The sequence below is a fragment of the Mucilaginibacter pedocola genome, assembly GCF_002013915.1.
Classification (GTDB): Bacteria; Bacteroidota; Bacteroidia; order Sphingobacteriales; family Sphingobacteriaceae; genus Mucilaginibacter; species Mucilaginibacter pedocola.
The window spans coordinates 23782-46255 of sequence record NZ_MBTF01000016.1; the positions used below are offsets into that span (position 1 = coordinate 23782).

The 22474-nt window shown below is 45.0% G+C and carries 19 protein-coding genes; 10 read left to right on the plus strand and 9 right to left on the minus strand.

Going from position 1 to position 22474, the window contains the following annotated elements:
• Window positions 1-35 precede the first annotated feature (35 nt).
• On the minus strand, window positions 36-1967 hold the full coding sequence (gene dxs, locus BC343_RS16460) for a 1-deoxy-D-xylulose-5-phosphate synthase (protein ID WP_078348908.1): 1932 nt from the start codon (window positions 1965-1967) through the stop codon (window positions 36-38).
• Window positions 1968-2103: 136 nt separating this feature from the next.
• Between dxs and BC343_RS16465 the strand changes: the two genes are divergently transcribed.
• The 4 genes from BC343_RS16465 (at window position 2104) to BC343_RS16480 (ending at window position 5765) form a co-directional block, all read left to right on the plus strand.
• The gene (locus tag BC343_RS16465; RefSeq protein WP_078348909.1) at window positions 2104-2850 is read left to right on the plus strand and encodes a segregation and condensation protein A; all 747 of its coding nucleotides are present in this window, start codon (window positions 2104-2106) and stop codon (window positions 2848-2850) included.
• 469 nt (window positions 2851-3319) lie between these two features.
• On the plus strand, window positions 3320-4366 hold the full coding sequence (locus tag BC343_RS16470; protein ID WP_143822235.1) for an AAA family ATPase: 1047 nt from the start codon (window positions 3320-3322) through the stop codon (window positions 4364-4366).
• Between the two features lie 219 nt (window positions 4367-4585).
• Complete coding sequence (locus tag BC343_RS16475) at window positions 4586-4795, plus strand: PG0870-related protein (RefSeq protein ID WP_078348910.1); 210 nt, start codon at window positions 4586-4588, stop codon at window positions 4793-4795.
• Window positions 4796-4994: 199 nt separating this feature from the next.
• Window positions 4995-5765, plus strand: a complete 771-nt coding sequence (locus BC343_RS16480) for a DUF6371 domain-containing protein (RefSeq protein WP_078348911.1) — start codon at window positions 4995-4997, stop codon at window positions 5763-5765.
• Between the two features lie 64 nt (window positions 5766-5829).
• Here the strand turns inward: BC343_RS16480 and BC343_RS16485 are convergent, their stop codons facing one another.
• On the minus strand, window positions 5830-6054 hold the full coding sequence (locus BC343_RS16485; RefSeq protein WP_078348912.1) for a hypothetical protein: 225 nt from the start codon (window positions 6052-6054) through the stop codon (window positions 5830-5832).
• Window positions 6055-6264: 210 nt separating this feature from the next.
• Here BC343_RS16485 and BC343_RS16490 point away from each other — a divergent pair, with 210 nt between their 5' ends.
• Complete coding sequence (locus BC343_RS16490; protein ID WP_078348913.1) at window positions 6265-7248, plus strand: hypothetical protein; 984 nt, start codon at window positions 6265-6267, stop codon at window positions 7246-7248.
• A 565-nt stretch (window positions 7249-7813) separates the two neighbouring features.
• On the opposite strand, the gene BC343_RS16500 is transcribed toward BC343_RS16490, so the two are convergent.
• Window positions 7814-8704 (minus strand): hypothetical protein, encoded by an 891-nt coding sequence (locus BC343_RS16500; RefSeq protein WP_078348915.1) that lies wholly within the window; start codon window positions 8702-8704, stop codon window positions 7814-7816.
• Between the two features lie 351 nt (window positions 8705-9055).
• Between BC343_RS16500 and BC343_RS16505 the strand changes: the two genes are divergently transcribed.
• Window positions 9056-9250, plus strand: coding sequence for a hypothetical protein (locus BC343_RS16505; RefSeq protein ID WP_078348916.1), 195 nt, complete (start codon window positions 9056-9058; stop codon window positions 9248-9250).
• 305 nt (window positions 9251-9555) lie between these two features.
• Here BC343_RS16505 and BC343_RS16510 read toward each other — a convergent pair whose 3' ends face one another.
• Genes BC343_RS16510 through BC343_RS16525 form a run of 4 tightly spaced genes read right to left on the minus strand, consistent with a single transcriptional unit; the run spans window position 9556 to window position 16464 of the window.
• Window positions 9556-11121, minus strand: a complete 1566-nt coding sequence (locus BC343_RS16510; RefSeq protein ID WP_143822236.1) for a hypothetical protein — start codon at window positions 11119-11121, stop codon at window positions 9556-9558.
• A gap of 3 nt (window positions 11122-11124) precedes the next feature.
• Window positions 11125-12963 carry a glycosyltransferase gene (locus BC343_RS16515; RefSeq protein ID WP_078348918.1) on the minus strand — a complete coding sequence of 613 codons (1839 nt, stop codon included), beginning with the start codon at window positions 12961-12963 and terminating at the stop codon, window positions 11125-11127.
• A gap of 52 nt (window positions 12964-13015) precedes the next feature.
• Window positions 13016-15097 (minus strand): cellulose biosynthesis cyclic di-GMP-binding regulatory protein BcsB, encoded by a 2082-nt coding sequence (locus BC343_RS16520; protein ID WP_078348919.1) that lies wholly within the window; start codon window positions 15095-15097, stop codon window positions 13016-13018.
• Between the two features lie 14 nt (window positions 15098-15111).
• Window positions 15112-16464, minus strand: a complete 1353-nt coding sequence (locus tag BC343_RS16525) for an ATP-binding protein (protein WP_078348920.1) — start codon at window positions 16462-16464, stop codon at window positions 15112-15114.
• Window positions 16465-16600: 136 nt separating this feature from the next.
• On the opposite strand from BC343_RS16525, the gene BC343_RS16530 reads away from it, so the two are divergent.
• Together BC343_RS16530 and BC343_RS16535 are read left to right on the plus strand one after the other, a co-directional pair.
• Window positions 16601-17665, plus strand: coding sequence for a glycoside hydrolase family 5 protein (locus BC343_RS16530; RefSeq protein WP_162276886.1), 1065 nt, complete (start codon window positions 16601-16603; stop codon window positions 17663-17665).
• A 48-nt stretch (window positions 17666-17713) separates the two neighbouring features.
• The gene (locus tag BC343_RS16535) at window positions 17714-18694 is read left to right on the plus strand and encodes an acyl-ACP desaturase (protein ID WP_078348922.1); all 981 of its coding nucleotides are present in this window, start codon (window positions 17714-17716) and stop codon (window positions 18692-18694) included.
• Between the two features lie 58 nt (window positions 18695-18752).
• On the opposite strand, the gene BC343_RS16540 is transcribed toward BC343_RS16535, so the two are convergent.
• Both BC343_RS16540 and BC343_RS16545 read right to left on the minus strand, forming a co-directional pair.
• Entirely contained in the window at window positions 18753-20363 is a 1611-nt protein-coding gene (locus BC343_RS16540; RefSeq protein WP_078348923.1) for a mechanosensitive ion channel family protein, read from the minus strand.
• Window positions 20364-20414: 51 nt separating this feature from the next.
• Window positions 20415-20741: a hypothetical protein gene (locus tag BC343_RS16545; protein ID WP_078348924.1), complete on the minus strand. Its 327-nt coding sequence runs from the start codon at window positions 20739-20741 to the stop codon at window positions 20415-20417.
• Window positions 20742-20859: 118 nt separating this feature from the next.
• Here BC343_RS16545 and BC343_RS16550 point away from each other — a divergent pair, with 118 nt between their 5' ends.
• Together BC343_RS16550 and BC343_RS16555 are read left to right on the plus strand one after the other, a co-directional pair.
• On the plus strand, window positions 20860-21879 hold the full coding sequence (locus BC343_RS16550; RefSeq protein WP_078348925.1) for an aldo/keto reductase: 1020 nt from the start codon (window positions 20860-20862) through the stop codon (window positions 21877-21879).
• Window positions 21880-21882: 3 nt separating this feature from the next.
• Complete coding sequence (locus BC343_RS16555) at window positions 21883-22425, plus strand: hypothetical protein (protein WP_078348926.1); 543 nt, start codon at window positions 21883-21885, stop codon at window positions 22423-22425.
• Window positions 22426-22474 lie beyond the last annotated feature (49 nt).

Sequence of the window (22474 nt, forward strand, 5' to 3'; positions counted from 1 at the left end):
ATCTTGATTCTTGCTTCTTAACTCTTGATTCTTTTTTACGACGCTATAGTATGCTTATTGCATTTAATATCCAGGCTTTGCACTTTGGCTACTATTGATGCCGCATCGTAGCCGCATTCTGCCCATAGCTCGGGTTGCTCGCCGTGTTCTATAAAAGCATCGGGGATGCCGAGGCGTATCACGTTTACGTTTTGGTAATTGTTATCAGCCATAAACTCCAGCAGGGCTGTACCCATACCGCCTTCTAAACAACCATCTTCAACCGTAATTACGCAGCCGAACTTGCTGAACACCTCGTGCAGCATGGCGGCATCAAGGGGTTTTACAAAGCGGAGGTCGTAATGGGCGGGGTAGTAGCCAAGCTCGTTCAACTGGGCGGTGGCTTTCACCACTTCGTTACCTATAGCGCCTATCGATACTATGGCAACTTCTTCGCCATCGCTTACCTTGCGCCCTTTGCCAACCGGTATAGCTTTGAATGGCTTCTGCCAATCAACCATAACACCGTTGCCGCGCGGGTAACGTATGCAGAACGGACCCATGTTTTCCAGCTGTGCTGTATACATCAGGTTGCGCAGTTCTTCCTCATTCATAGGGGCGCTTACCACCATATTGGGTATGCAGCGCATGTAGGCAAGGTCGTATGCGCCGTGGTGAGTGGCACCGTCGGCACCCGCAATACCTGCACGGTCTAAACAGAAGATAACGTTGAGCTTTTGCAGGGCAACATCGTGTATCACCTGGTCGTAAGCGCGCTGCATAAAGCTGCTGTATATGTTACAGAAGGGCACTAAGCCCTGTGTAGCCAAACCGGCAGAGAAGGTAACAGCATGCTGTTCGGCAATGCCCACGTCGAACGCGCGGTGCGGCATAGCCTTCATCATGAGGTTGAGCGAACAACCCGACGGCATGGCAGGCGTAATACCCATAATTTTAGGGTTAGCCTCGGCAAGCTCAATAATGCTATGCCCAAAAACATCCTGGTACTTGGGTGGTTGCGGCTTATCAAATTTAGCCTTTTTTATTTCGCCGGTTATCTTATCGAACAAGCCCGGGGCATGCCATTTGGTTTGGTCTTTTTCTGCCAGGGCGTAGCCTTTACCTTTTACGGTAATGCAATGCAGCAGTTTTGGTCCCGGTATATCGCGCAGGTCTTTCAGTACTTTTACCAAATGCTCCACATCGTGCCCGTCAATAGGACCAAAATAGCGGAACTTCAGCGCCTCGAAGAAGTTGCTGCGTTTAAGCAGCGTGCCTTTTATGCTTTTCTCTATCTTCTTGGCAATTTTAAACGCATCCGGACCAATTGCCGATAGCTTGGTGAGCACGGTGGCAATATCATCCCTAAACCTGTTGTAGGGTTTAGAGGTGGTAATATCCGTTAGGTATTCTTTCAGCGCGCCCACGTTGGGGTCAATCGCCATGTTGTTATCGTTCAGTATCACCAGCAGGTTGCTGTTCTCTATACCTGCATGGTTAAGGGCTTCAAAGGCAAGCCCGGCGGTCATGGAGCCATCGCCAATTACGGCTACGTGCTGCCTGTCGGTTTCGCCTTTGTATTGCGATGCTACCGCCATGCCCAGCGCTGCCGAAATGGAAGTAGAGGAGTGCCCAACGCCAAAGGTATCGTATTCGCTTTCGCTGCGTTTAGGGAAACCGCTTAAGCCGCCATGAATACGGTTAGTGTGAAATTGCTCGCGGCGCCCGGTGAGTATTTTGTGCCCGTATGCCTGGTGCCCTACATCCCAAACCAATTGGTCGTAAGGGGTGTTCAGTACATATTGCAGGGCAACCGTTAGTTCTACCACGCCCAGGCTGGCGGCAAAATGCCCCCCGTTTACCGATACAACATCAATAATATACTGGCGCAGTTCGTCGCACACCTTTTTCAGGTCTTCTTCCTTAAGTTGCTTTAGATCAGAAGGGTATGCGATGTTTTTTAATAATTCACCGGCGGGTACCTGCATGGACATTCGTTAGAAAAATTTAACCTACAAAGTAAGCTATATTAAGTGACAAATTTAGAATAGAATAAAGGTAATTATTTCTTTTGGGAATATCAATGCCTTTTGGTTATCCGGAATATCTCTAAATTTGAACCCAATGTTGGATAACGATTTCGCGATAAAGCTCCCCCAGTTCGAAGGACCGTTCGACCTGCTGCTCTTCTTCATAGAGCGCGACGAGCTGGATATACACGATATCCCCATCGCCAAAATTACCGACGACTTCCTGAACTACATACACCAGATGACGGTGCTGAACATGGAGCTTGCCAGCGAGTTCATCTTCGTGGCTGCCACCCTCATGCGCATCAAGGCAAAAATGCTGCTGCCGCGATACAATACCGGCGAGGAAGAGAACGAGCTTGATACCAAAGAAGGGCTGATACGCAAGCTGATAGAGTACAAAAAATTCAAGGAAGTTTGCGAGGAGATACGCCCCTTTGAAGATGAACGCTTTAAACAGGAGCGCCGCGGCAACATTAAAACCGATTTGGAGCAGGTAGAAAAGGTTGTTACCCCCGGCGAAGAACTATCTGAACTGAACCTGTATAAACTGATGACGGTATACAACCGCCTGATGCGCCAATACCTCACCCGCAGCGAGCAGGTTACCCACACGGTGGTACAGTACCCCTACACTATAGAAAAGCAGAAGCAAGCCATCCAAAACCTCCTCCAAATAAACAAACGCCTCGATTTTAAAAACATAGCCGAAGGCAGCGAAAACAAGGTGCACTTTGTATACAACTTCCTCGCCGTGCTGGAGATGCTTCAGCAGGAAATGATAGATATACAAATAGGCTTAGGCTTTAATAACTTTTGGATAGCGCCGAAGGAGATTTGAGATATTAGATGTGAGGTTTGAGAAAGGAAGCTCGTCCATCGCTGCCTATCGCTACCGCAAGCGTCCGCGGCTTGTGACCCGCATGCAAGGTAACCACAAAGCATTCCAATATCGCAGGTCATCCTAAATCTTCATCTGCACATCTGTAATTCGCACATCTGCACATCCGCAGCCCTGTCCGTCCGAAATAAATAGCCCCTGCTTTGCGGACAAAAAATAATTCACCCCTACAGGTAAACACCCCCTGCCCTTTCTATACTTATAAGCATCCCGCGGGTTGTAAAATCCAATTCGGGGTGGTTAAAATGCTTTGTCCGCAAGCCTGTCCATAAAAAACAGTACTTCCCGGCGGACGGACAAACGCACTAAGCCACGCTAAAGCCTTCCTTCCAATGCCTTTAAAGCCCTTATATACTATAGGCTATTGGAGGGGCTGTATTAAAAAATGCCATTTTTTAATCATTTATATATGCAACAAAACCAAGCCCAAAGCATGAGTATACATGCCGAACACCTGCAACAACAAAGCCTGCAGCAGCTTAACCAACCCGAAGTTATTGAGGATAGCGTGCTGATGGTGCGCGAAGCTAACCATTGGATAACCGAAGCAAGGGATGCCGCTATCCCTAAAATGCTTTTCGGTAAATTTTGGCACCAGGGAGAGGTGTGTATTTTATTTGCCGATAGCAACCTGGGCAAAAGCATACTGGCAGTGCAAATTGCCGATGCCATTACCAAAGGCAGTGCCAATGCACCTTTTGATGTGGAAGCCGAAGCCCAAACTGTTGTGTATTGCGATTTTGAACTAACCGATAAACAATTTGAGGCACGCTACTCGCAGGATTATACCAACCATTACCAGTTTATGCCCGGCTTTTTGCGTGCTAAAATTAACCCCGATATTGAGCTGCCCAACGGTTTCGACGATTTTGACCAGTACCTTATTTACGATTTGGAACGCACCGTAGTGGCAACCAACGCCAAGGTGCTTATTATTGATAACCTCACCTACCTGCGTAACGAAACCGAACAAGCCAACGGTGCCCTGCCACTGATGAAGGAGCTGAAGAACCTGAAAAACAAACACGGGCTTAGCATACTGGTACTGGCGCACACCCCTAAGCGCGACCTTACCCAACCCATAACCCGCAACCATTTGCAAGGCAGTAAAATGCTGATGAACTTTTGCGACAGCGCCTTTGCCATTGGCGAAAGCAATGCCGATAGTACCCTGCGCTACCTTAAGCAGATAAAGCAACGTAATACCGAGCAAGTGTATGGCGAAAGTAATGTATGCCTGTGCCGCATAAGCAAGCCTTACAACTTTTTGCATTATAGTTTTGTAGGCTTCGGGCACGAGTGGCAGCAGCTGGAAGACAGGCAGAAAAGCCTTACAGATATTGAACTGTTGCAACAGGCAATGCAACTACGCGAAGAAGGCTTAACCCTGCGCCAAATTGGTACAACTATGGGCATATCGCATCAAAAGGTCGACAGGATATTGAAAGCTGCTTAGCCGGCTAATACCGTTTTGTCCGTCCGTCCCGAGGTGCCGTGGTATTTAGTGACGGACGGACATGGAGATGTGCAGATGTGCAAATTACAAATGTGCAGATGCCCTGCCACCGGTATCTCCCGCTGCCGCAAGCGTCCCCGGCTTGTGGCCCGCATGCAATTAACCACAAAGTATAGCCACAATACGTGCTATCCCAACATCATCTGCACATCCAAGCCAATGCACAAATACACCCTGCAACCCTACCAAGGCATGCAAAGCCGCCACACCTGCCCTGCCTGCAACAGCCGTAAAACCTTTACCCGCTATATTGATACCGACACAGGCGAAACCCTTGCCCCTCACGCCGGCAAATGCGACCGCGCCGACAATTGCGGCTACCACTATACGCCCCGGCAGCTCTTTGAGGAAGTCGGTAGTGCGAAGTAAGCCCGGTACTTCCCACTATAGACTTCCGACTTCGGGCTCAGGACTATCTTCCCACTATGGGCTTCCGACTTCAGGCTCAAGACTATCTTCCGACTCAAGACTTAGGACTTCGGACTTAAAACTACCCACCTCCCCCGAACTATTCATCGATGCCTGGTACGCTAATAACAGCTTTGTTGATTACGATAAGAATAACTTTGTGCAGTACCTTATTGCGCGTTTCGGGTTTGATGTTGCCGATACGCTGGTGGGCAGGTACCGCATAGGCACCCACAGCCATTGGGAGGGCGCTACCGTTTTTTGGCAGTTGGATGCAAAGGGCAACCTGCGCACGGGCAAGGTAATGCTGTACAATAAGCAAACCGGCAAGCGCGTAAAGCAGCCCCACAACCACATTACGTGGATGCACACGCTGATAAGTAAGCAGTTTTCAGTTAGCAGTGTGCAGTCCTCAGTTGGCAGTGGACAGTTTGCAGTTAGCAGTAAAGAAAGCTCTGCAAACTGCCCACCGCAAACTGCGAACCAGCAAAATTCTGCAAACTGCCCACCGCGAACTGCAAACTTTCAGGCAAGCTCTGCAAACTGCCAACCGCAAACTGCAAACTTCAAGTTAAGGCAATGCCTGTTTGGCGAACACCTGCTGCCCGAAGCCCCCCACATACCCGTAGCCATTGTAGAAAGCGAGAAAACCGCCATTATAGCCAGCGCCCTCATGCCCGCCTTCACCTGGCTCGCCTGCGGCAGCCTCGACGGCTTGAACACCGACAAATGCCGCATCCTCGCCGGGCGCAAAGTAATGCTCTTCCCCGATGTTAATGGTTACGATAAATGGCTCGCCAAAGCCCGACAGCTACAGCGCGAAAACCCCGCCCTGCGCATAGAAGTATCGGCAATGCTGGAGCAGCACGCCACCGAAGAAAACCGCAAGCAAGGGGTGGATATTGCGGATGTGGTTTTCGGGGGATTTTAAGGGTTTGTCCGCGAGGTGTCCAAAGGGTGGGGCTTGTGTTGGCGGACGGACACGCCCTGCTTAATTAAAAAAGCTTCTCGTGCACCAGGTAAAAGCCATGCACTTTGTATTGAGGTATAGGCTTGTTAGCTTTATAAAGCATTCTCGCTTCCTCGTTGGCTTTATCCTGCTGCCGTTTGCACGCCCTATCGGCATTATCGCGCTTGCTATACATTTCAACACTCATGTAATTATGAGGGCTAAAAATATGGTTATCGCAAACCACCACATACACCTTCCTAAACTTCATTGGCATATCGCAAAATTATGCTAATATTTTTAGTATTTATAGCGATGTGGATTTCTGGTGGAAAAGTTTTTGGGTGGGATGGTTTGTCCGCAAGGTGTCCAAAGGATGGGGCTTGTCTCGGCGGACGGACGGGATGATGGATAGTCAAAATCTATCTACAGATTATCAAACCAATTTAATAATCATATTTGTATTGTTAAAAATAATATCATGACTTACACACGAGAAGAGTTACTTAATTTAAATAATGCATCAGACGAGAAATTTAATGAAGTCACGCAAGCTTTAATCAATAAACTAATAAATAACGAAGATTTATCGCTTGCTGAATCTAAGTTCGTTTGTTTAGGACTAAAGCATACTTATTCTGATGATAAAAGTGCTAAGTCGTTAAAAGCAGAAGATTTTACACAGTGTTCAGATTTTTTATTTTGGGAAAAATACCTGCTGTACTGGGATGACCATGAGGGATGGGGTGAGATTAAAAATAGCGACACAACAACAATATCTCCAGAAAGAAAAATCATTGATGTCGCTTTGCTACAGCAACATTTTGAAGAATGGAAGAACACAATTCATGGTAGTAAATTCGGCTCATTTCTGTTGCAAACAGTGGCTACTGAGACCATAAGATTGATAAAGGAAGTTGTCGACTATTCAAAAAGCCTCGGAGAAGGCTCAAATCGACATAAATACATTGAAAAGGCGCTAACTCTACATAGTAAATACGTTTATTATCAAGTTCGTGAATACTATGAAGAAAATAAACAGCAGGAAGAAATTTTGACACTATGCGGTAATTTAATCGTAGTAGATAGTTTTGTATATGTACATACATTGTTTGCACATTTTGCAGCCGATGTTAAATTCAATCGTCCCGGCAAAACTTATCACAGAAATGGCGTAATTGATTTTAAAAATATTCCTAAAGAAATATTATCTATTCTCATTGAGTATCAACAGACGGTTGATTGTACGTATTTCAATAAACAAGTTATCTTTTTTAATCTAAAGAGTGTTGATTATGCAATTTGGTTCAGGTCAATGACGAAATCTCTTAAGGGCGGTATCACTCAAGATTATTTACGAGTTCAAACATTCTACCCAGTTGAGCTTCTCAGTGATAGAGAAAAAATTAAAAACATGGATAAGATAACTGTAAATGACAACTTAAGTTTTTATGTTAATTTATAAATTTCGGTCCTTTCCTTAGTTAATAATCCGCTCCTATCGTATTCTAAATACAACTAATTATTTTTTTTTGTTAGTACGAAATATAAATCAACGGTGTTATTTATGTTCGCCAATATGATATGTGTGGTTAAAAACGCATCAATACCAAAGAAGATTTTTCCCACCCGGGTTGTTGCCTCAAAGAAGAAAGGATACAACAAATTAAATAACAACAGTATGCTTTCAATTAGTATGATATAGACCATTTTGATTAATAGCATCTTATAAATACTAACCTTTTCGTTGTAAAGAACGAACTCCGTCAGCACCGTTTTAATTTCATCAATATTCGGATTGGATGCGGTTATTAGTAAAGTAAACATTGCAACGGTGAATCCAACAAGTAGGCTTAATACACTTGTAGAATTACTTACAAATTGGTCAATATATTTTGCAAAGTTTATAGGGTCGCGATAGTAGAAAATGCTAACGCAAATTAACGCCGCTATGGAAAAATTTATCAATAGGGCTTTCGTATTGCTTATTTTAAAATATTCTAAGAAAACTAATAGCCACATAATATTAATTATTTCAAGTCCTTTGTAAACGCTTTAAGCGAAGAGAGCATTTCTGTTGTTTCAACTTCTCCTGTAGTCGCATTTATGGATACATCGACGCTATCCAGTTTTTCCATAAATGATGTATCTAAAGCAACTTCAGTTCCGTTTCTATCTTTTCCCTCAATTCGAACTTTAGATATACTTTTTTCGGTTTTGTTGGTAAAGGAATTATAAAAATCTATGGCAGTTTCCGTAATATCGGACCGGCTTTCTGCCTTTACTGTTAACTCAATGTCTCGTTGGAGATTACTCGTTCTATTTGAAAAAGCTAAACAATTACTTCCCAAAAGCTTTTTATCGAAAAAGACTTTGGCTAACCTTATTGTTTTCATGGACTTTATTTCTTCCAAAAAGTCTTCCCTGCCAATTTTGAAGAACACAATTGTAAAGTTTTTGGGTTCGCCTTTCGAAGTTAGATACTTCTTTGTGAAAGCACCGAAGTATTCTACTATCTGATTTGCTGAAATCCCATTGCCATTTATTTCTACAACCAAAAAAACTTCGCTTTTAGTGATTTTAAACGCAAAGTGGGTTTTTTCAATATCTCCTTCGGAAAGTCTCTTCGGGCTTGGTCGCTCTTCACCGGTCTGTCTGTCAATTAAATTGGGTCTGAATGTGTGCCTGGCACTTTTAAAGAAACCTGATATCAATACTGTATCGACATCCCGCTCTGCTTTCGCTGTTTGTAGGAGACAAAATTTGTCTTCCTTCATTTCGAACTGTTTCCCTTTTTTATTAAGAGAGAGTACATACTTAATAACGTCAGCTATAGCAAAGAAGGGGGTTTCCACTCGCGTTGACCATTGTCTTTTAATAATGGTATTAAATGAGATTTTTCGAGTTTTTGTGTTTGGCATAGGTTTAAATTGGTTATGCAAGGTATAAAAATAACCTTGGATTATGAACAAAATCAGTTACTTAGGCGGGTGTCGTGGTAGCAAGCTGTTGGCGCAAGTGATATTTGTCCGTACCCTATCCGCAACATAGGCACTTCCGGACGGACGGACACCCTTGGATGTGCGGATGTGCAGATGAAGCTGCCGCTCGGCAATAAACCCGATTGCAGCGTATACCGGCTTCGCGCGTAATGCCTTGTGCGCGTATGAGCGGAAAGCGGGGCGGAACCTGCCCTATTTGCTGCTGCAGTACCTTTACTGTTTATTTTCGGCACCGCTTTTGTATTATGTTCTGCCCAAACATTACCTATTATGGCATCGAAGAACATATTTAAACATCCCGAAGAAGAAACGGAACTGTCGGCTCCTTTAGAGGGCGATTTCGCTAATCCGCATGATGATGCGGGCACCATTAAACCTGTAAGCCTCGGCAATACCGATGCGGAAGATACCCCACTGGTTGGGTCCGACGGCAATGTGGAGGATGAGGAAGACAGTTTGCAGTAGGCGGTTGGCAGTTGACAGTTCGCGGTTTGCAGTGAGCAGTTCATTGTCTGAACCATGATGCGCTTGATTATGGGATTTTCCGATTGACGTATCGCATCGGACAATCATATTGTCTGAACCATGATGCGCTTGATTTTAGGATTCTCCGATTAGCGTATCGCATCAGATAATCCTAAAATCAGGAAAATCATGGTTCAGAAAAATAGCCGATAAACAAAAGGGGCTAAAGTAGTTCAACCTACCTTAGCCCCTTTCGTATTTTCTTAATCGGTGGAATCAATCCCCCATCGGTGAAATCCCAAAATCTATTTAACCACCCTAAACATTATCCAGTTGTCGGTTTCGTATACGCGTTTGAATACCAGTTGGGGCAGGGTGCGTTTTATGCTCACTAAGTAGCGGTTGTTTAGCTGGGTGTAGCCGGTTACCAGGTTCTTGTCGGTTGCTATTAGTATGTAGTCGGCAGCTTTATCCGGCGATTCTACACCGCTCAGGAAGTTGTCCTGGTAGGGCATGGTGAGGGCTTTTATCTTCTGTTGGTTAACAAAGGCAACTACGCCGTAGGCGGTGGCATCATCTAAAAGGATGTGCACATCGTCGGGCAGGCTGTTGATGTAGCCGGCAATATCGGCGTTATCGCTTTGGGTTTCGTCTTCGGTGCGTTTGGTTAGTACGCTCAGGAAGTTGCGGTCTTCGGCAATGGGCGATGTTTTGAGGAAGTACCAGCCGGTGTACAGCTGCACAATAACGGTTACTGCGAGTATCAGCCGGAAGGTTTTCTGGTTTTTAACCGTTTGCGATTTAAACATTACGCACAAGAAAGCCAGCACCAAAAACACCATGTAGTACTGGTAGGCAATGTATACCTTATCGTATTTGAGGTGTAAAAACTCGATGAACGCGAAGGGTGTAAGCAAAGTCAATATCTGGTAGGTACTCTCCCTGAAAAGGTAGATGGCTATCAGTATCATGGGGCAAAACATCAGCACGCGCGCGCTTATCAGCAGGCTTATCTCGGGTATCTGGTAGTTGGTGTTGGTGGTCTGCTGGTCGAAGCTTAGCTTATCTATCAGTACGTTCCAGGTAGCGTAGGGGCTTTCGTTAAAGTAGTTAAGGTCGCTGGCGTGGGTAAGGTTTAGCAGCTTGTAGCAAAGCACGGCAACCAGCGGCAGCGCGAAGATGATGATGTACAGCGCAAAGGTTTTGTTTACCAGTTTACGGCGCAGCGATGGGCTGTTAAAGCTGAGGAACAAACGGAAGATACTCTCCTGCTCGCCCAAATTTAAGCTGTGTATGGTAATGGTAAGCACCAGCGGTAAAAAGAAGAGCGTGAGCCACACAAACTTATAATCGCAAAAAATAAGCGTTACCAAACATATACTGGCAATAGATACGTGGAAGGTAGTATTGCTGCGGTAAAATTTGAGCAGGTTGAGGAAGAACAGGAAGAAGAACATGAGCACCAGATAGGTACTCTTGCCCGATGCTGCCGTGTACAATATGCCCGGGTGAAACAGGAATATGGCAAGCAGCAGGTACATAAAAAAGTCGTCGTCGCGGCGTTTGATGAGGGTGCTTGCTATTACAAAAAATAGTAAGCCCGTACCCAATGCGCTTGCCAGCGCAGGCGCCAGCGTGTAACTTATATTGGTGAAAAAGAAGGTAGCCATGAAGGGGATCATGGGCGAGGTAAGCCCCATAACCTTCAGGCGTGCGCCAACACCATCAAATACAATGCGCGTTTTTTCGATGTAAAACAACGACTCGTGGTTGTAGTACCCCAAATTATTGAGGTATACGGCAGCCACCAGGTAGTAAATAATAAGTACCACCGTGAGGAAAAGTAGATATACAGACCTGCTGATTCTCATGTTTTATTTTACAACGTTTGTTGGGTTATTTACTTTACTTAAGCCGTGGTTGGTTTTTTCCCAATAGAATGGGTTAGTAACCAGCTGGTACAGCCCTTTGTATGCCGATATGCTGTGCATTAGCCAGTAAATAGGGTTGGCTATGGCAAACAAAATCAGCTCGTAGTAGCGGCGTTTAAATACCGCCATCATGTTCACGTATATCATCAGTATGTTACCCACCATGAGGTTGAATATCGACATAAACAACACCCAATCCGGAAAGAGGGTGCGGATAGACGAAAGGTCGAAGATGATATAGCAGATAAAGAACGTTAGCAACAGCGGGTACACCAAAAATATAACAGGCGTAGCGCCGATGAAGAAGTTGAAGCCCAGGAAACCTTTCCAGCCAATTTTCTTCACCAGTTTAACCGGGTCGCGCATGTGCACCAGGTAGGTTTGCATGTAGCCTTTAATCCAGCGGCTGCGTTGGCGAATCCAGTTAAAGGGTTCGTTGTTGGCTTCCTCGTAGGTGGTAGAGTTGATGATGGCAATTTTGTGCCCCTTTGCATAAGCGCGCACGCCTAAGTCGGCATCTTCGGTTACGTTGAATGGGTCCCACGCGCCAAGGTCTATCAGCTCCTGCAGTTTAAAGTGGTTACTGGTACCACCCAATGGGATGGGGATATCGAGTGTATCCAACCCGGGCAGCATATAGTCGAACCAGTACGAATACTCGAGGGTAAACATACGGGTAAGGAAGTTCTCGTTACGGTTGAAGTAGTTGAGGGCGCTCTGCACGCAAATGTACTCCGAAGGCAGCTTGCCGAACAACGATACCACTTTCTTCAACTGGTCGGTATCGGGGATATCCTCGGCATCGTAAATGGTAAGGTATTTACCGCGGGCAAAGTGCAAGCCGTAGTTACATGCCTTGGGTTTGGTTTTAGGCATGTGGTAAGGCACTACAAGCACCTCAAAAATGGCAGGGAAATCGAGGTTGCGCACCGCGTTCAGCGTTTTATCGTCGTCTTCCTCTATCAGCAACTTTACATCCAGCTTGTGGCGGGGGTAATCTATCGCCTGTAAGTTCCAGATGAGTTTTTTTATCAGCTTATCTTCTTTGTATACCGGCAGCAGTATGGTGTAGATGGGCAGCTCATCATCAATAGTAAGCTTCAACTCCTCTTTAGTAACCGCCTGGTGCAGCTCGAACCTCGACCCCACAAGAGCAAGGAACAGCTTAAATATAATAGCAACCAGGAAGAACGAGCTAATGATAACGTTGAGGATGATGGAGGTGTTTTTAAAGCTCATCACCAAACCAACGGCTACCACGCCTATCAGTATAAATATAAATACCAGCTGTGCCGATGAAAAGGTTACTACGGCAGAGCTATCCGGGTCGCGCTTCAGCAACTCGAATACGGATGATTTTACGTATTTCTCGCCGATGAGTTTATTGCTCAGCCAGGTAATATCCAAGTCGGATGCGATGATGATGTGCGGCTCTAAATCGTAAGTGAACTTTATAAAGTCTACAAAAAGCTCATCATCGGGGTTAGCCATTACGGTTACCACTTTGCCGTTCTCTATGCGCAGGGGCAGGGCAAGGTGTTCGTTGGCGAAGGAGAGGTCGATTTTGTCGAGCACATCCTGGTCGTACTCCATCTCCCGTATCTGGGCGAACTCTATGCCCACCTCGTTCAGCGACCGCTCGTAGTTCTTGCGCGAGATATAGCCGAGCGTGAGGGCTATCTTGATAAAAGATAGCCCGCTCTCGCTCGAATATCTGTCAATTTTCTCACGGTCATCGGCAGTAATAAATCCGTCCTTAATGAGTAATTCAGGAATCGACATCGTTGTTATAGCAAAATTAAAGGGTTAACAGAATGAATATGCGCCGGGCACATTAATCATTAAATAACTCTTGTGATTTTTGAACTTTAGAACGGATGTACAGGAACGATAATAGTATCAGCACCAATATACCCAGCAATATGTACAGGTTGTAGCTATCCCAGAAACGGGTAAGCGCGCTCTTGGTATCAATATACTCCAGGTTATCGCTGCTCTTGTTAATGTTGAACAGGTATTTGTTGTTGTTCACATCAGATATACATACGTTGCTGCTCAGGGTTGATAACTGTTCGGTTATCGATTTTGAGGCACTCAGGAATGCTTCGGCAGGGTGTTTGCCGGTAGCAGTTAACACCAGTGTAGCGTTATTGCTGCGCCCGTAGAAGATCTGCGCCAAACCGTTGGATGTAGTATCCGATAGCGAGTATACCACGGTATTGTTATCGGTATTATAGAGGCGGAAGTTCTTCTCGAAATTGATAGGCGCATCCGGGAACTCTTTGTACATCGGGTCATCTTTGCTTAGCAGGGCGATGATGTTGTTCTTTTTCAGGTCAGAAGCAGGGATATCGCTCGAGTAAACAAATTCAGGGAAGTTGTTAGCATTGATGTTGTTGTTCAACTCGTAGATAATTTCGCCCATGGCACCGGCAGCGTACTTGGCATAATCTTTAGTAACCACAATTTTGGTGGTACCGCTGTTAAAGGCTTCCGGGTATTGGTAGAAGCTCAGGTCGCTGGTGATGAAAGGGTTTTTCGATTCGAGGTACGATTTATCCACGTCAACCTCGGCAAAGAAGTTGGTGAAGCTGTTTTTACAGTTACCGTTGTTAGGGTAAAAGCGGAACTCGGCTTCCAGCGTGTTGTATTTGTGGTGCTGGTAACGGTTAATGGTTACAGTGGTATTCAGCTTGCCCGATGCATCCAATTTCTCGCTGCTCAGCAACAAACCATTAAGGTATATGTTGAAGAAGCCACGGTCGCCTGGGTTAAGGCTGCTGTAGTTACCTACTATGCGTATCTCAACCTCTTTTGGCGTAAAGCTAAAATCGGAGTTTTTAAAGTTGAAGGCGCTTTTTAACGAGCCGATACCCGATAAGAAGTCGCTAACACCGCCAATTTGTTTCAACGAAAGCTTAGAGCGGTTTTCGTCGATAGTTTTAAAGAATTGGTTTTGTGCCTTATTTACCAACAGGTAATCGCCGAAGGTAGAGTTAAGGATGTTCATGTTACCCAGTGCGGTGATGGTTTTTTCGTAACCTGTATCGTCGCCACCGGTAACAAACAATATCTCGGTAGGTACCACTTCAGATGCTACCGATTTAACAGGCACTAACTGCCCTTTCACATCAACCATGCGGGTAATGGTATCGGTAACGGTGCTTATAGATTTGTGCAGGTAAAACAAGCCCTGGCTGCTTTGCGGGGTAACTTTCACCATAGGGCGTTTATCGGCAGGCAGGCTGTTCATATTGCCCACCATAATGTAGTTGCGCACAGTATCGGGCAGTTTGTTCACCTCGTATACGCCGATGTTTTTTTGCTGCGTTTTTTTCATGCGCGAGTATGCCCATGCAACGGCTTTCAAATCGTGCAGGGTGGGGTTGCTCGGGTATACAATGGCGGTTTTGCTATCAAAGCAATTGCTGATGTTGATGTTGTTGAAGAAATTCTTTTGGCTTTTAACTAACGACAGGTACGAGTAGTTTTTGATTTTCAACCACATAGCGGGGTTGTCCAAATCGCGGCACATATCGTCGGTAATGGTCAACAGCGTTTTTACGCTCATTTTAAGGTAGTTATCCGGCGATACATCAGCCTTGCTCAGGTTGATAGATATCTTCTGGATACTGTCTTTAGTTAAGCGGGCGCTATAAACCGGTTTTGGGCCTATAAATAAGTTTACGTAAGATTTTTCGCGGATTAAAGCTTGCGATGGCTCAAAGTAAATAACCAGTTTGCTGCCGGTAATTTCGTACTGGGGGGTAATTTTAAAGTAGAACGAGGTTGCCCCGCTCATACCGTAAACAGGTTCGTCGTCATCGTGCCCCATTGCCTTAAACGATATTATCGCCTGGGCAAATGATGCCGTGCTAATTACAATGAAAGCTAAAAGGGTTAATAATCTCTTCATCGGGTTTTTCAGTATTAGTTAATTACGTAAAATTCTACTCTAAAATAGTTGCCATTATCGTCGCTGCGGTACATCAGTTCGCCACCCAGCTCTTTGGTCATTAGTTTTGCAATGGATAAACCTAAGCCCAGGCGGCTCTCCATAGTTGAGCCTGATGATGCATCGTTAAGGGTTTTAAGTTTATTAAACATCATATCCAGCTCTTGCTGCCCAATGGCTACGCCCTCATCAATAATCTCGAACACAAATTTCTGGCGCTGTAAACTGGTAACAATTTTTATATTGTTGTTTGTTTGCGAGAACTTTATAGCGTTTGAGAGTAGGTTTTGGAAAACCTGCCCTGCAAATACCCTATCCAGTTTCACGTTCAAAGGCAGTTTAAGTATGTTATCAACCAAATGGATGTTCTTCATTTGGGCAGTTTCCTGCAAGCCTTTAAATACGTGCATCACCTCTGCATTAATGTCGAATATCTCCATATTAAACTTCATCTCCGGCGACTCGATCTCTTTCACATCCATCAGCTTGTTCAGCATATACTGCATCTTCTCTGCCGATTCGGATATGTAATTGCTCATCTCTTTCTGATCAGAGCTAAGGCGGTAATCTTCTTCTTTAAGCATGTTATTGCTCATTATTACCTGCCCTATAAGGTTCTTCAAATCGTGCCCGGCAATGTTTATGAAGCTGTTTTTCTGCTCATCTAATTTGCGCAGTTGCTCGTATTGCCTGTCGATGATGTTGTTTTTCTCGTTAATGTCGCGGTTTTGCTCTTTCAGCTGGTCGTTAGATTTTTCTATCAATATCTGCGAGCGTACATCGCGCGCCATAACTTTGTAGCGTGCGTTTGGTATTAAGCACGATATAAAAGCAATAACCGCAAAGAAGTTACCGCCGTTGTTAATAACCAGCTCCAATGGGAACTCGCTGAACAGGTTGTAGAAAATAGCCAACAGCAAAAACGCCATCAGTATTTGTATGATGGAGTTAATGGGTTCCCAAAACACCTGCAGGTTAAAAAACAGGATAATGATGGAATACATTAAAAAGTATATCAGTTGTGCTTGTAGGCTCACCAGGTTACACAGCAATGCAGTGGTGATAGAGAGCATAAAGAAGCAGAGATGCAGTAAACTTCGGTAATTGTACTTTTTGGTCTGGAAGAAATTATAGAGCCCCAACACAATGAGTACGGTAATTATGCGTACTATAAAAAATTGGAGCCAGATGGTGTTAGCATAAATAAAATCAACTATACTAAACACCGGGTACAGGAATATGATGGTCCAGATAATATTATTGGTTTGGTACCATGATTTTTTTAGGATTTCCTTTTTATATTCCTCTTTTGATATTTGAACAAACATTAGTTGTTTAATTATAATAAGATTTCCAGATCAGTTAATAGCGCAATATTGATTTCAAGTGAAAATTACAACCCTTACACCACATTGTTTTACCTTACAACGCGTAGGAATGCTATTTATAACTTTAATTATAATTATGCATAGCCTTAACGCAAAAAGCAAACCAACACCCTCAAACGAAAGGTTGGAAGCATTTAAGCGTGCCAAAAGTTTAAACAATGGGGTGAGCGTATCGTGGCTCGAACAGTGGTGGAATAAGGATGCTTTAAGCGTAAGCCACATAAAAACAAGCGATTATGAGTTATTGAGGACGCTTAAGATCACCACTATCCGCCTGCCCGTCGCCTTTGAACACTTCGAAAGTACAAAAATTCCCGTTGAGAAAGTATTTACACACATTGATGAAGTTTTGAAACAGTGCCGTTTATACGGTATAAAGTTGATAATAGATTACCATTATGGTAAAATAAATGATAATAATTACCTCACCGAAACCCCAAAGGTTATTAACTCGTGGTTATTATTAACTAAAAGGTACATCCGCGAGAGCCCCAATGTACTTTTTTTTGAGATATACAACGAGCCACCCCACATGGACCCCAAAGTGTGGAAAGATGCTGCGTACAATATTGTAACCGCCATCCGCAAGTTTGATAAGAAACGCACGCTGCTGGTTGGCGCATCTAACTACAACAGTATTTACGAGCTTAGCCGCATGGAAAGGCTGGCAGATGAGAACATCATTTACACCTTCCATTTTTACGAGCCCTTTTTGTTTACCCACCAGGGGGCAGATTGGGTGGGCGACCAGGTAGCCACCACCGGCATTCCGTTCCCTTATAATGTAAAAACCTACCCCGCTATAAACCCCATGGTAATTGGCACCTGGGGCGAAAACAACTACTACCAATACCGGACGGACGGCAACGAGCAGTCGGTACGCGATAAGTTGCAGATAGTAAAAAACTGGGGCAATAAATACTTTGTACCTATTATATGCGGCGAGTATGGCGTATACCGAAAGTACACCGAGGAGGACAGCCGGGCGCGGTACATTAAAACCGTAAGGCAGACTTTAAAAGCCTTAGATATTCCGGGAATTTTGTGGGATTATAACACCAATTTTTCGATATTTAACGGCGAACCAAATCTGAACAATTTATCGGGCGCAATGAAGGATGCGATTGGCTACCGCCCGTAAAACAATTATATAATTTAAATGCTTAACTTTGTAAGCTAATACAGTACTATGCACTTTTTCGAAGAAAAACGTAAGGAGGTTATGTCGCATATCGAGCCGCACATGCTCGAGAAGATGTTCGAGTTCCTGAAACCCGTTGATACCATTTGGCAGCCATCGGATTTTTTACCGGATGCATCAAGGGATACGTTTTTTAACGAGATAAAAGAATTGCAGGAAAGTGCCCGCGGGCTTTCTTACGACCTCATTGCGGTACTTATAGGTGACACCATCACCGAAGAAGCGCTGCCCACCTACGAATCGTGGTTGACCATGGTAGAAGGTGTGAGCAAAGACGAAGATGGTGGCTGGATGAAATGGACCCGCCATTGGACCGCCGAAGAGAACCGCCACGGCGATTTGCTGAACAAATACCTTTACCTGAGCGGCCGCGTAAACATGCGCATGATGGAGGTAAGCACCCAATGGCTTATCGCCGATGGTTTTGACATAGGCACCGGGCGCGACCCATACCGCAACTTTATATACACATCCTTCCAGGAGTTGGCTACCAATGTATCTCACCGCAGGGTGGCATCGGCAGCTAAGAAAGATGGCGATACGTTATTGTCAAAAATGTGCGGCGTAATTGCCGGCGACGAGGCACGCCACGCCAAAGCCTACAAATACTTCATCGAGAAAATATTTGAGGTTGACCAAAACGAGGCGATGCTGGCTTTTGAAGATATGATGCGTAAAAAGATAGTAATGCCGGCACACTTCCTGCGCGAAGTGGGCTTAAAAATAGGGCAAACCTTCGGGCATTTTACCGATGCTGCCGAACGCCTGGGTATTTACACCGCTATCGATTATGTAGACATCCTGAAAGAACTGATAGAAGACTGGCACATTGAGAGCGTTACAGGCTTAAAAGAAGACGGCGAAAAAGCACGCGATTACATTGTGAACCTGCCTGCCCGTTTACTTCGCGTAGCCGAGCGTATGAAAAACCCGCAACTCGAATACAAATTCAGCTGGATACACGGATAGTTCATCCCGCTTAAAAATACTGAAGCCTGCTGCAATGCAGGCTTTTTTGTTTTAAGGCTTATTCGCTTGGTTTAACATTAAATCCGGGAGTTTTATAATCATTAGGCAGGTAATCGTCGGGTATTTGGATGTGGTTACCATCGCGCAGGGCACTGTAATGCGGCGACATAATTTCTACCCCGGCTTCGTTAAATTTATCCTGTATGTTTTGGTGCAGGCGCGAGTAAATAGCCGCCATTTGGTTGGGGCTCGCGGTGTAAGCGTTTATCTGGTAGCTCACGTTAAAATCGTTCAGGGCGGTTTGCAGCACAAAGGGCTTGGGTTCGGGCAGTATACCATCCGTTGCTTCGGCTGCGCTTATCAACAGCTGGTGTATTTGCTGCCAGGGGGCATCGTACCCAATAGTAATGGTGGTATGCAGTATCAGCCCCAGCGTTTTTGCGGTTGAAGTATAGTTTACAGTATGGCTGTTGAGGATGGTACTGTTGGGGATAGTGATATCCTCGTTTTTGATGGTGCGCACGCGGGTTACCAGTATGTTCTTCTCAATAACATCTCCGGTAATTTCGCCGAGTTTCACCCTGTCGCCCGCTTTAAAGGGGCGCATATAAGTAAGCACAATGCCCGATACCATGTTGGATATTGCCGATGAGGAACCGAACGAGAACAACACCCCCAAAAATACAGTAACCCCCTGGAATACTTTCGAATCGGAACCCGGCAAATAGGGGAATATCACAATAAACATAAAGGCATAGAGCAACACCCTGATGATGTTGTAGGTAGGCATTGCCCATTCGGGGTAAAAGCCGTTGATGCTAAATGCTCCCTGCTCAATTTCGCGGGCGATGAATTTTACCAGCTTTACTATATAATAGGTAACCGTAAATATTACGGCTATGGTAAGCAGGTTGGGGATGTAATGGATAAACGCTACAAGTATGCTTTTCAGCGGGTCGACAATATAACCCAGCAACAGCGTAGCGTAAGGCTTTGATGAGGGAAAGATATAAAACAGTAATGGCAACGCTAAGTATACAAGCAGGATAATGATGAGGAGCCTTGCAATACGCAGCACACTATTAATAAGTGGGAATATGCGATTGGCATAACCAACAGGGGCTCCTTTTGCAGCCAGCTTGGCTAAGCGGCTTTCCCACGCTTTAATAATTTTGAGTTTGAGCCAACGGAAGGCACGGGTTACGCCCCAAATTAGTATCACCAGCAAAATAACAACAGCCACCGCCTCCAAAACGTTTACGGTAAGTTGTTTCAGCGAATTCCTTTCGAAAACATTTCCCAGCTTTTTCCTTAATATAGTTAGATAGTTAGCTGCAAGCTTAGCGCGGTTCAGTTCGGTAAAAGAAGCATCTTTATCGTTAACCGCCATAACCACCTGCGATTTGTAGGCGATAACCGATAGCGAAGTGTCGTTAGTTAAGGTTAACGAATCTGGGTTGAAATCAATACTGTTGAGCAAGCCATTTATGCGGCGGGTAATAACTTCCGCACGTTCCTGTACATCAAACATGCCCTGCCCGGCGTATACCTTAAATAAAGTATCCTTATTAACGATGATAGGCACGCCGCCATTCGTAAGGATGGTTTGCGCTTTCAGGTTAAACGAAAGGCATAATAAAATTACGGGGAGTAGATATTTTATCCGCATCAGGGCTTTTTATGTAAAGCTAAATATATAATCGGCTAAATGCCAAAGGCGCTACCCTTCTAATACCAGGTCGGTACCTAAACCGTCTGATAAATCATCGAATAAACTATTCAGGATAGATTCTATGGTTACCGAATTTACATCATCCACATAATGCTCGTTGCGGGTTATCCAAAGCTCATCGTCCTGCACGGCAATAATAAACAGCTCGCCCTCGTACATTTCGGGCTGGCTGATGGTGATGCCTGCCGGAGTGTTTTCTATCACAAGGTCGAAATCAACCTGCCTTTGCTCGCGGAAGATGGGGTTTAGCCTTTGTTTGATGTGTTGGTACAGCGCATTAATATTTACCGGTTTATGCAGGGTTATAATTTTCATGGCGGCGGGTATTTACCAATATTTACAATTGCCTGTAATTATTGTTTACAGCCGGCTTTTATTTAAGCCCGTAAAACAGCAGCTTTGCTATAACCGTTCTATATAAAAACTACCGCTTATGAAATATAAATTACTGGGCCGCTCGGGCCTTAAGGTTTCCGAATTATGCCTGGGCACCATGGGTTTTGGTACCGAAGCCGGCTGGGGCGCCGATGCCGCAACAAGCTTTGCGATAATGGATGCCTATGCCAACGCTGGCGGCAACTTTCTCGATACCGCCAATATGTATAAACTGGGCACCAGCGAAAAGATAATTGGCGATTACCTGGGCAACCAGGACCGCGACTATTTTGTGGTAGCCACTAAGTATACCTTAAAGGATAACATTACCAACCCCAACGCCAGCGGCAACAACCGCAAAAACATGATGCGCAGTGTGGAGGAAAGCCTAAAACGCCTCAAAACCGATTTTATTGACGTATTGTATCTGCACATTTGGGACGATATAACCCCGATAGACGAAGTACTGCGCGCTATGGACGACCTGATAAAACAGGGCAAAATAACCTACGCCGCCATTAGCGATACCCCCGCCTGGGTAGTAGCAAAAGGCAACACCCTTGCCGAACTAATGGGCTGGAGCCAGTTCATAGCATTGCAGGTGGAGTATAGCCTGCTTGCCCGCACGGCAGAACGCGAACTGATACCCATGGCAAAACACTTCGGCATGACGGTTACGCCCTGGGCACCACTGGCAGGCGGCGCACTAACCGGTAAATACCTAAAAGGCGACAAAGGGCGCATAAAACCCGAAAGCAACCGCCTGAACCAGCGAGCAGAAAAAATAACCCGCGTAGTGATGGAAGTTGCAGACGAACTCGGCGTATCTGAAAGCCACGTAGCCCTGCAATGGACCATGAGCAAAGGTTTCCAGTGCATACCCATTGTAGGTGCCACCAAGGTTGACCAGCTAAAAGACAATCTGAAAACCGTTGACGTAAAACTAAGCCCCGAGCAAATAAAAAAACTGGATGATGCCAGCAAAATAGAACTCGGCTTCCCCGGCGATTTCTTTAACGAAGATGCCGTGAAGCTGAACTCTTTCGGCGGGTTTTACGATAGGGTGGAGAAGAGGTAAGCAATGATCAGGCTGTTGTTGATATACTTATTGTTGTTTACGCCTGTTGCCGACACGCTGCAGTTGAAAATCGACTTTGAGCGCGACCGCCGCCAAATACTGGGAAATCAGCATGGCATTTTGATGGATAAGGAGGGCAAACTCGGGCTAAGGGTATTTAGGAAATATGCTGATATGAATTTAAGCGGTTTTAAGTTCAGTAAAGTTCAGAGCGGTCAACACACCATCATTAAATGGAAAGCTCCGCAGAATAACCTCGAGATATGCCAAATAAGGTCGGTTACCCCGTCGTATACAGTTTATGACCAGTTTGATGTTGACGGAAACAAACAAGCTGTAAAGGAGAAAGGACCCAATATTGTCTTTTACACCTACATCATCATGCCAAAAGATGCCGACCGGCTTATTTACTTCACCCAACGCGGAGAAGGGCTGCAGCATTACACTATTGGCAAAAAGAGGTTTCGGGTAATACGCGAGGCGATACCATTAGGTGTTAAGTATCCTGATGAAAAAGAGTTATTGGAGTTGGCAGCGAGAGATTAGACTACACGGTAATTCAAATCATATTGATGCGATGTGGTGGTTGATACCA

Coding starts and splice junctions, on each gene's coding strand:
- dxs (WP_078348908.1), bottom strand. CDS start 1,967: ATGCAGGTACCCGCCGGTGAATTATTAAAAAACATCGCATACCCTTCT.
- BC343_RS16465 (WP_078348909.1), top strand. CDS start 2,104: ATGTTGGATAACGATTTCGCGATAAAGCTCCCCCAGTTCGAAGGACCG.
- BC343_RS16470 (WP_143822235.1), top strand. CDS start 3,320: ATGCAACAAAACCAAGCCCAAAGCATGAGTATACATGCCGAACACCTG.
- BC343_RS16475 (WP_078348910.1), top strand. CDS start 4,586: ATGCACAAATACACCCTGCAACCCTACCAAGGCATGCAAAGCCGCCAC.
- BC343_RS16485 (WP_078348912.1), bottom strand. CDS start 6,054: ATGAAGTTTAGGAAGGTGTATGTGGTGGTTTGCGATAACCATATTTTT.
- BC343_RS16490 (WP_078348913.1), top strand. CDS start 6,265: ATGACTTACACACGAGAAGAGTTACTTAATTTAAATAATGCATCAGAC.
- BC343_RS16500 (WP_078348915.1), bottom strand. CDS start 8,704: ATGCCAAACACAAAAACTCGAAAAATCTCATTTAATACCATTATTAAA.
- BC343_RS16505 (WP_078348916.1), top strand. CDS start 9,056: ATGGCATCGAAGAACATATTTAAACATCCCGAAGAAGAAACGGAACTG.
- BC343_RS16510 (WP_143822236.1), bottom strand. CDS start 11,121: ATGAGAATCAGCAGGTCTGTATATCTACTTTTCCTCACGGTGGTACTT.
- BC343_RS16515 (WP_078348918.1), bottom strand. CDS start 12,963: ATGTCGATTCCTGAATTACTCATTAAGGACGGATTTATTACTGCCGAT.
- BC343_RS16520 (WP_078348919.1), bottom strand. CDS start 15,097: ATGAAGAGATTATTAACCCTTTTAGCTTTCATTGTAATTAGCACGGCA.
- BC343_RS16525 (WP_078348920.1), bottom strand. CDS start 16,464: ATGTTTGTTCAAATATCAAAAGAGGAATATAAAAAGGAAATCCTAAAA.
- BC343_RS16530 (WP_162276886.1), top strand. CDS start 16,601: ATGCATAGCCTTAACGCAAAAAGCAAACCAACACCCTCAAACGAAAGG.
- BC343_RS16535 (WP_078348922.1), top strand. CDS start 17,714: ATGCACTTTTTCGAAGAAAAACGTAAGGAGGTTATGTCGCATATCGAG.
- BC343_RS16540 (WP_078348923.1), bottom strand. CDS start 20,363: ATGCGGATAAAATATCTACTCCCCGTAATTTTATTATGCCTTTCGTTT.
- BC343_RS16545 (WP_078348924.1), bottom strand. CDS start 20,741: ATGAAAATTATAACCCTGCATAAACCGGTAAATATTAATGCGCTGTAC.
- BC343_RS16550 (WP_078348925.1), top strand. CDS start 20,860: ATGAAATATAAATTACTGGGCCGCTCGGGCCTTAAGGTTTCCGAATTA.
- BC343_RS16555 (WP_078348926.1), top strand. CDS start 21,883: ATGATCAGGCTGTTGTTGATATACTTATTGTTGTTTACGCCTGTTGCC.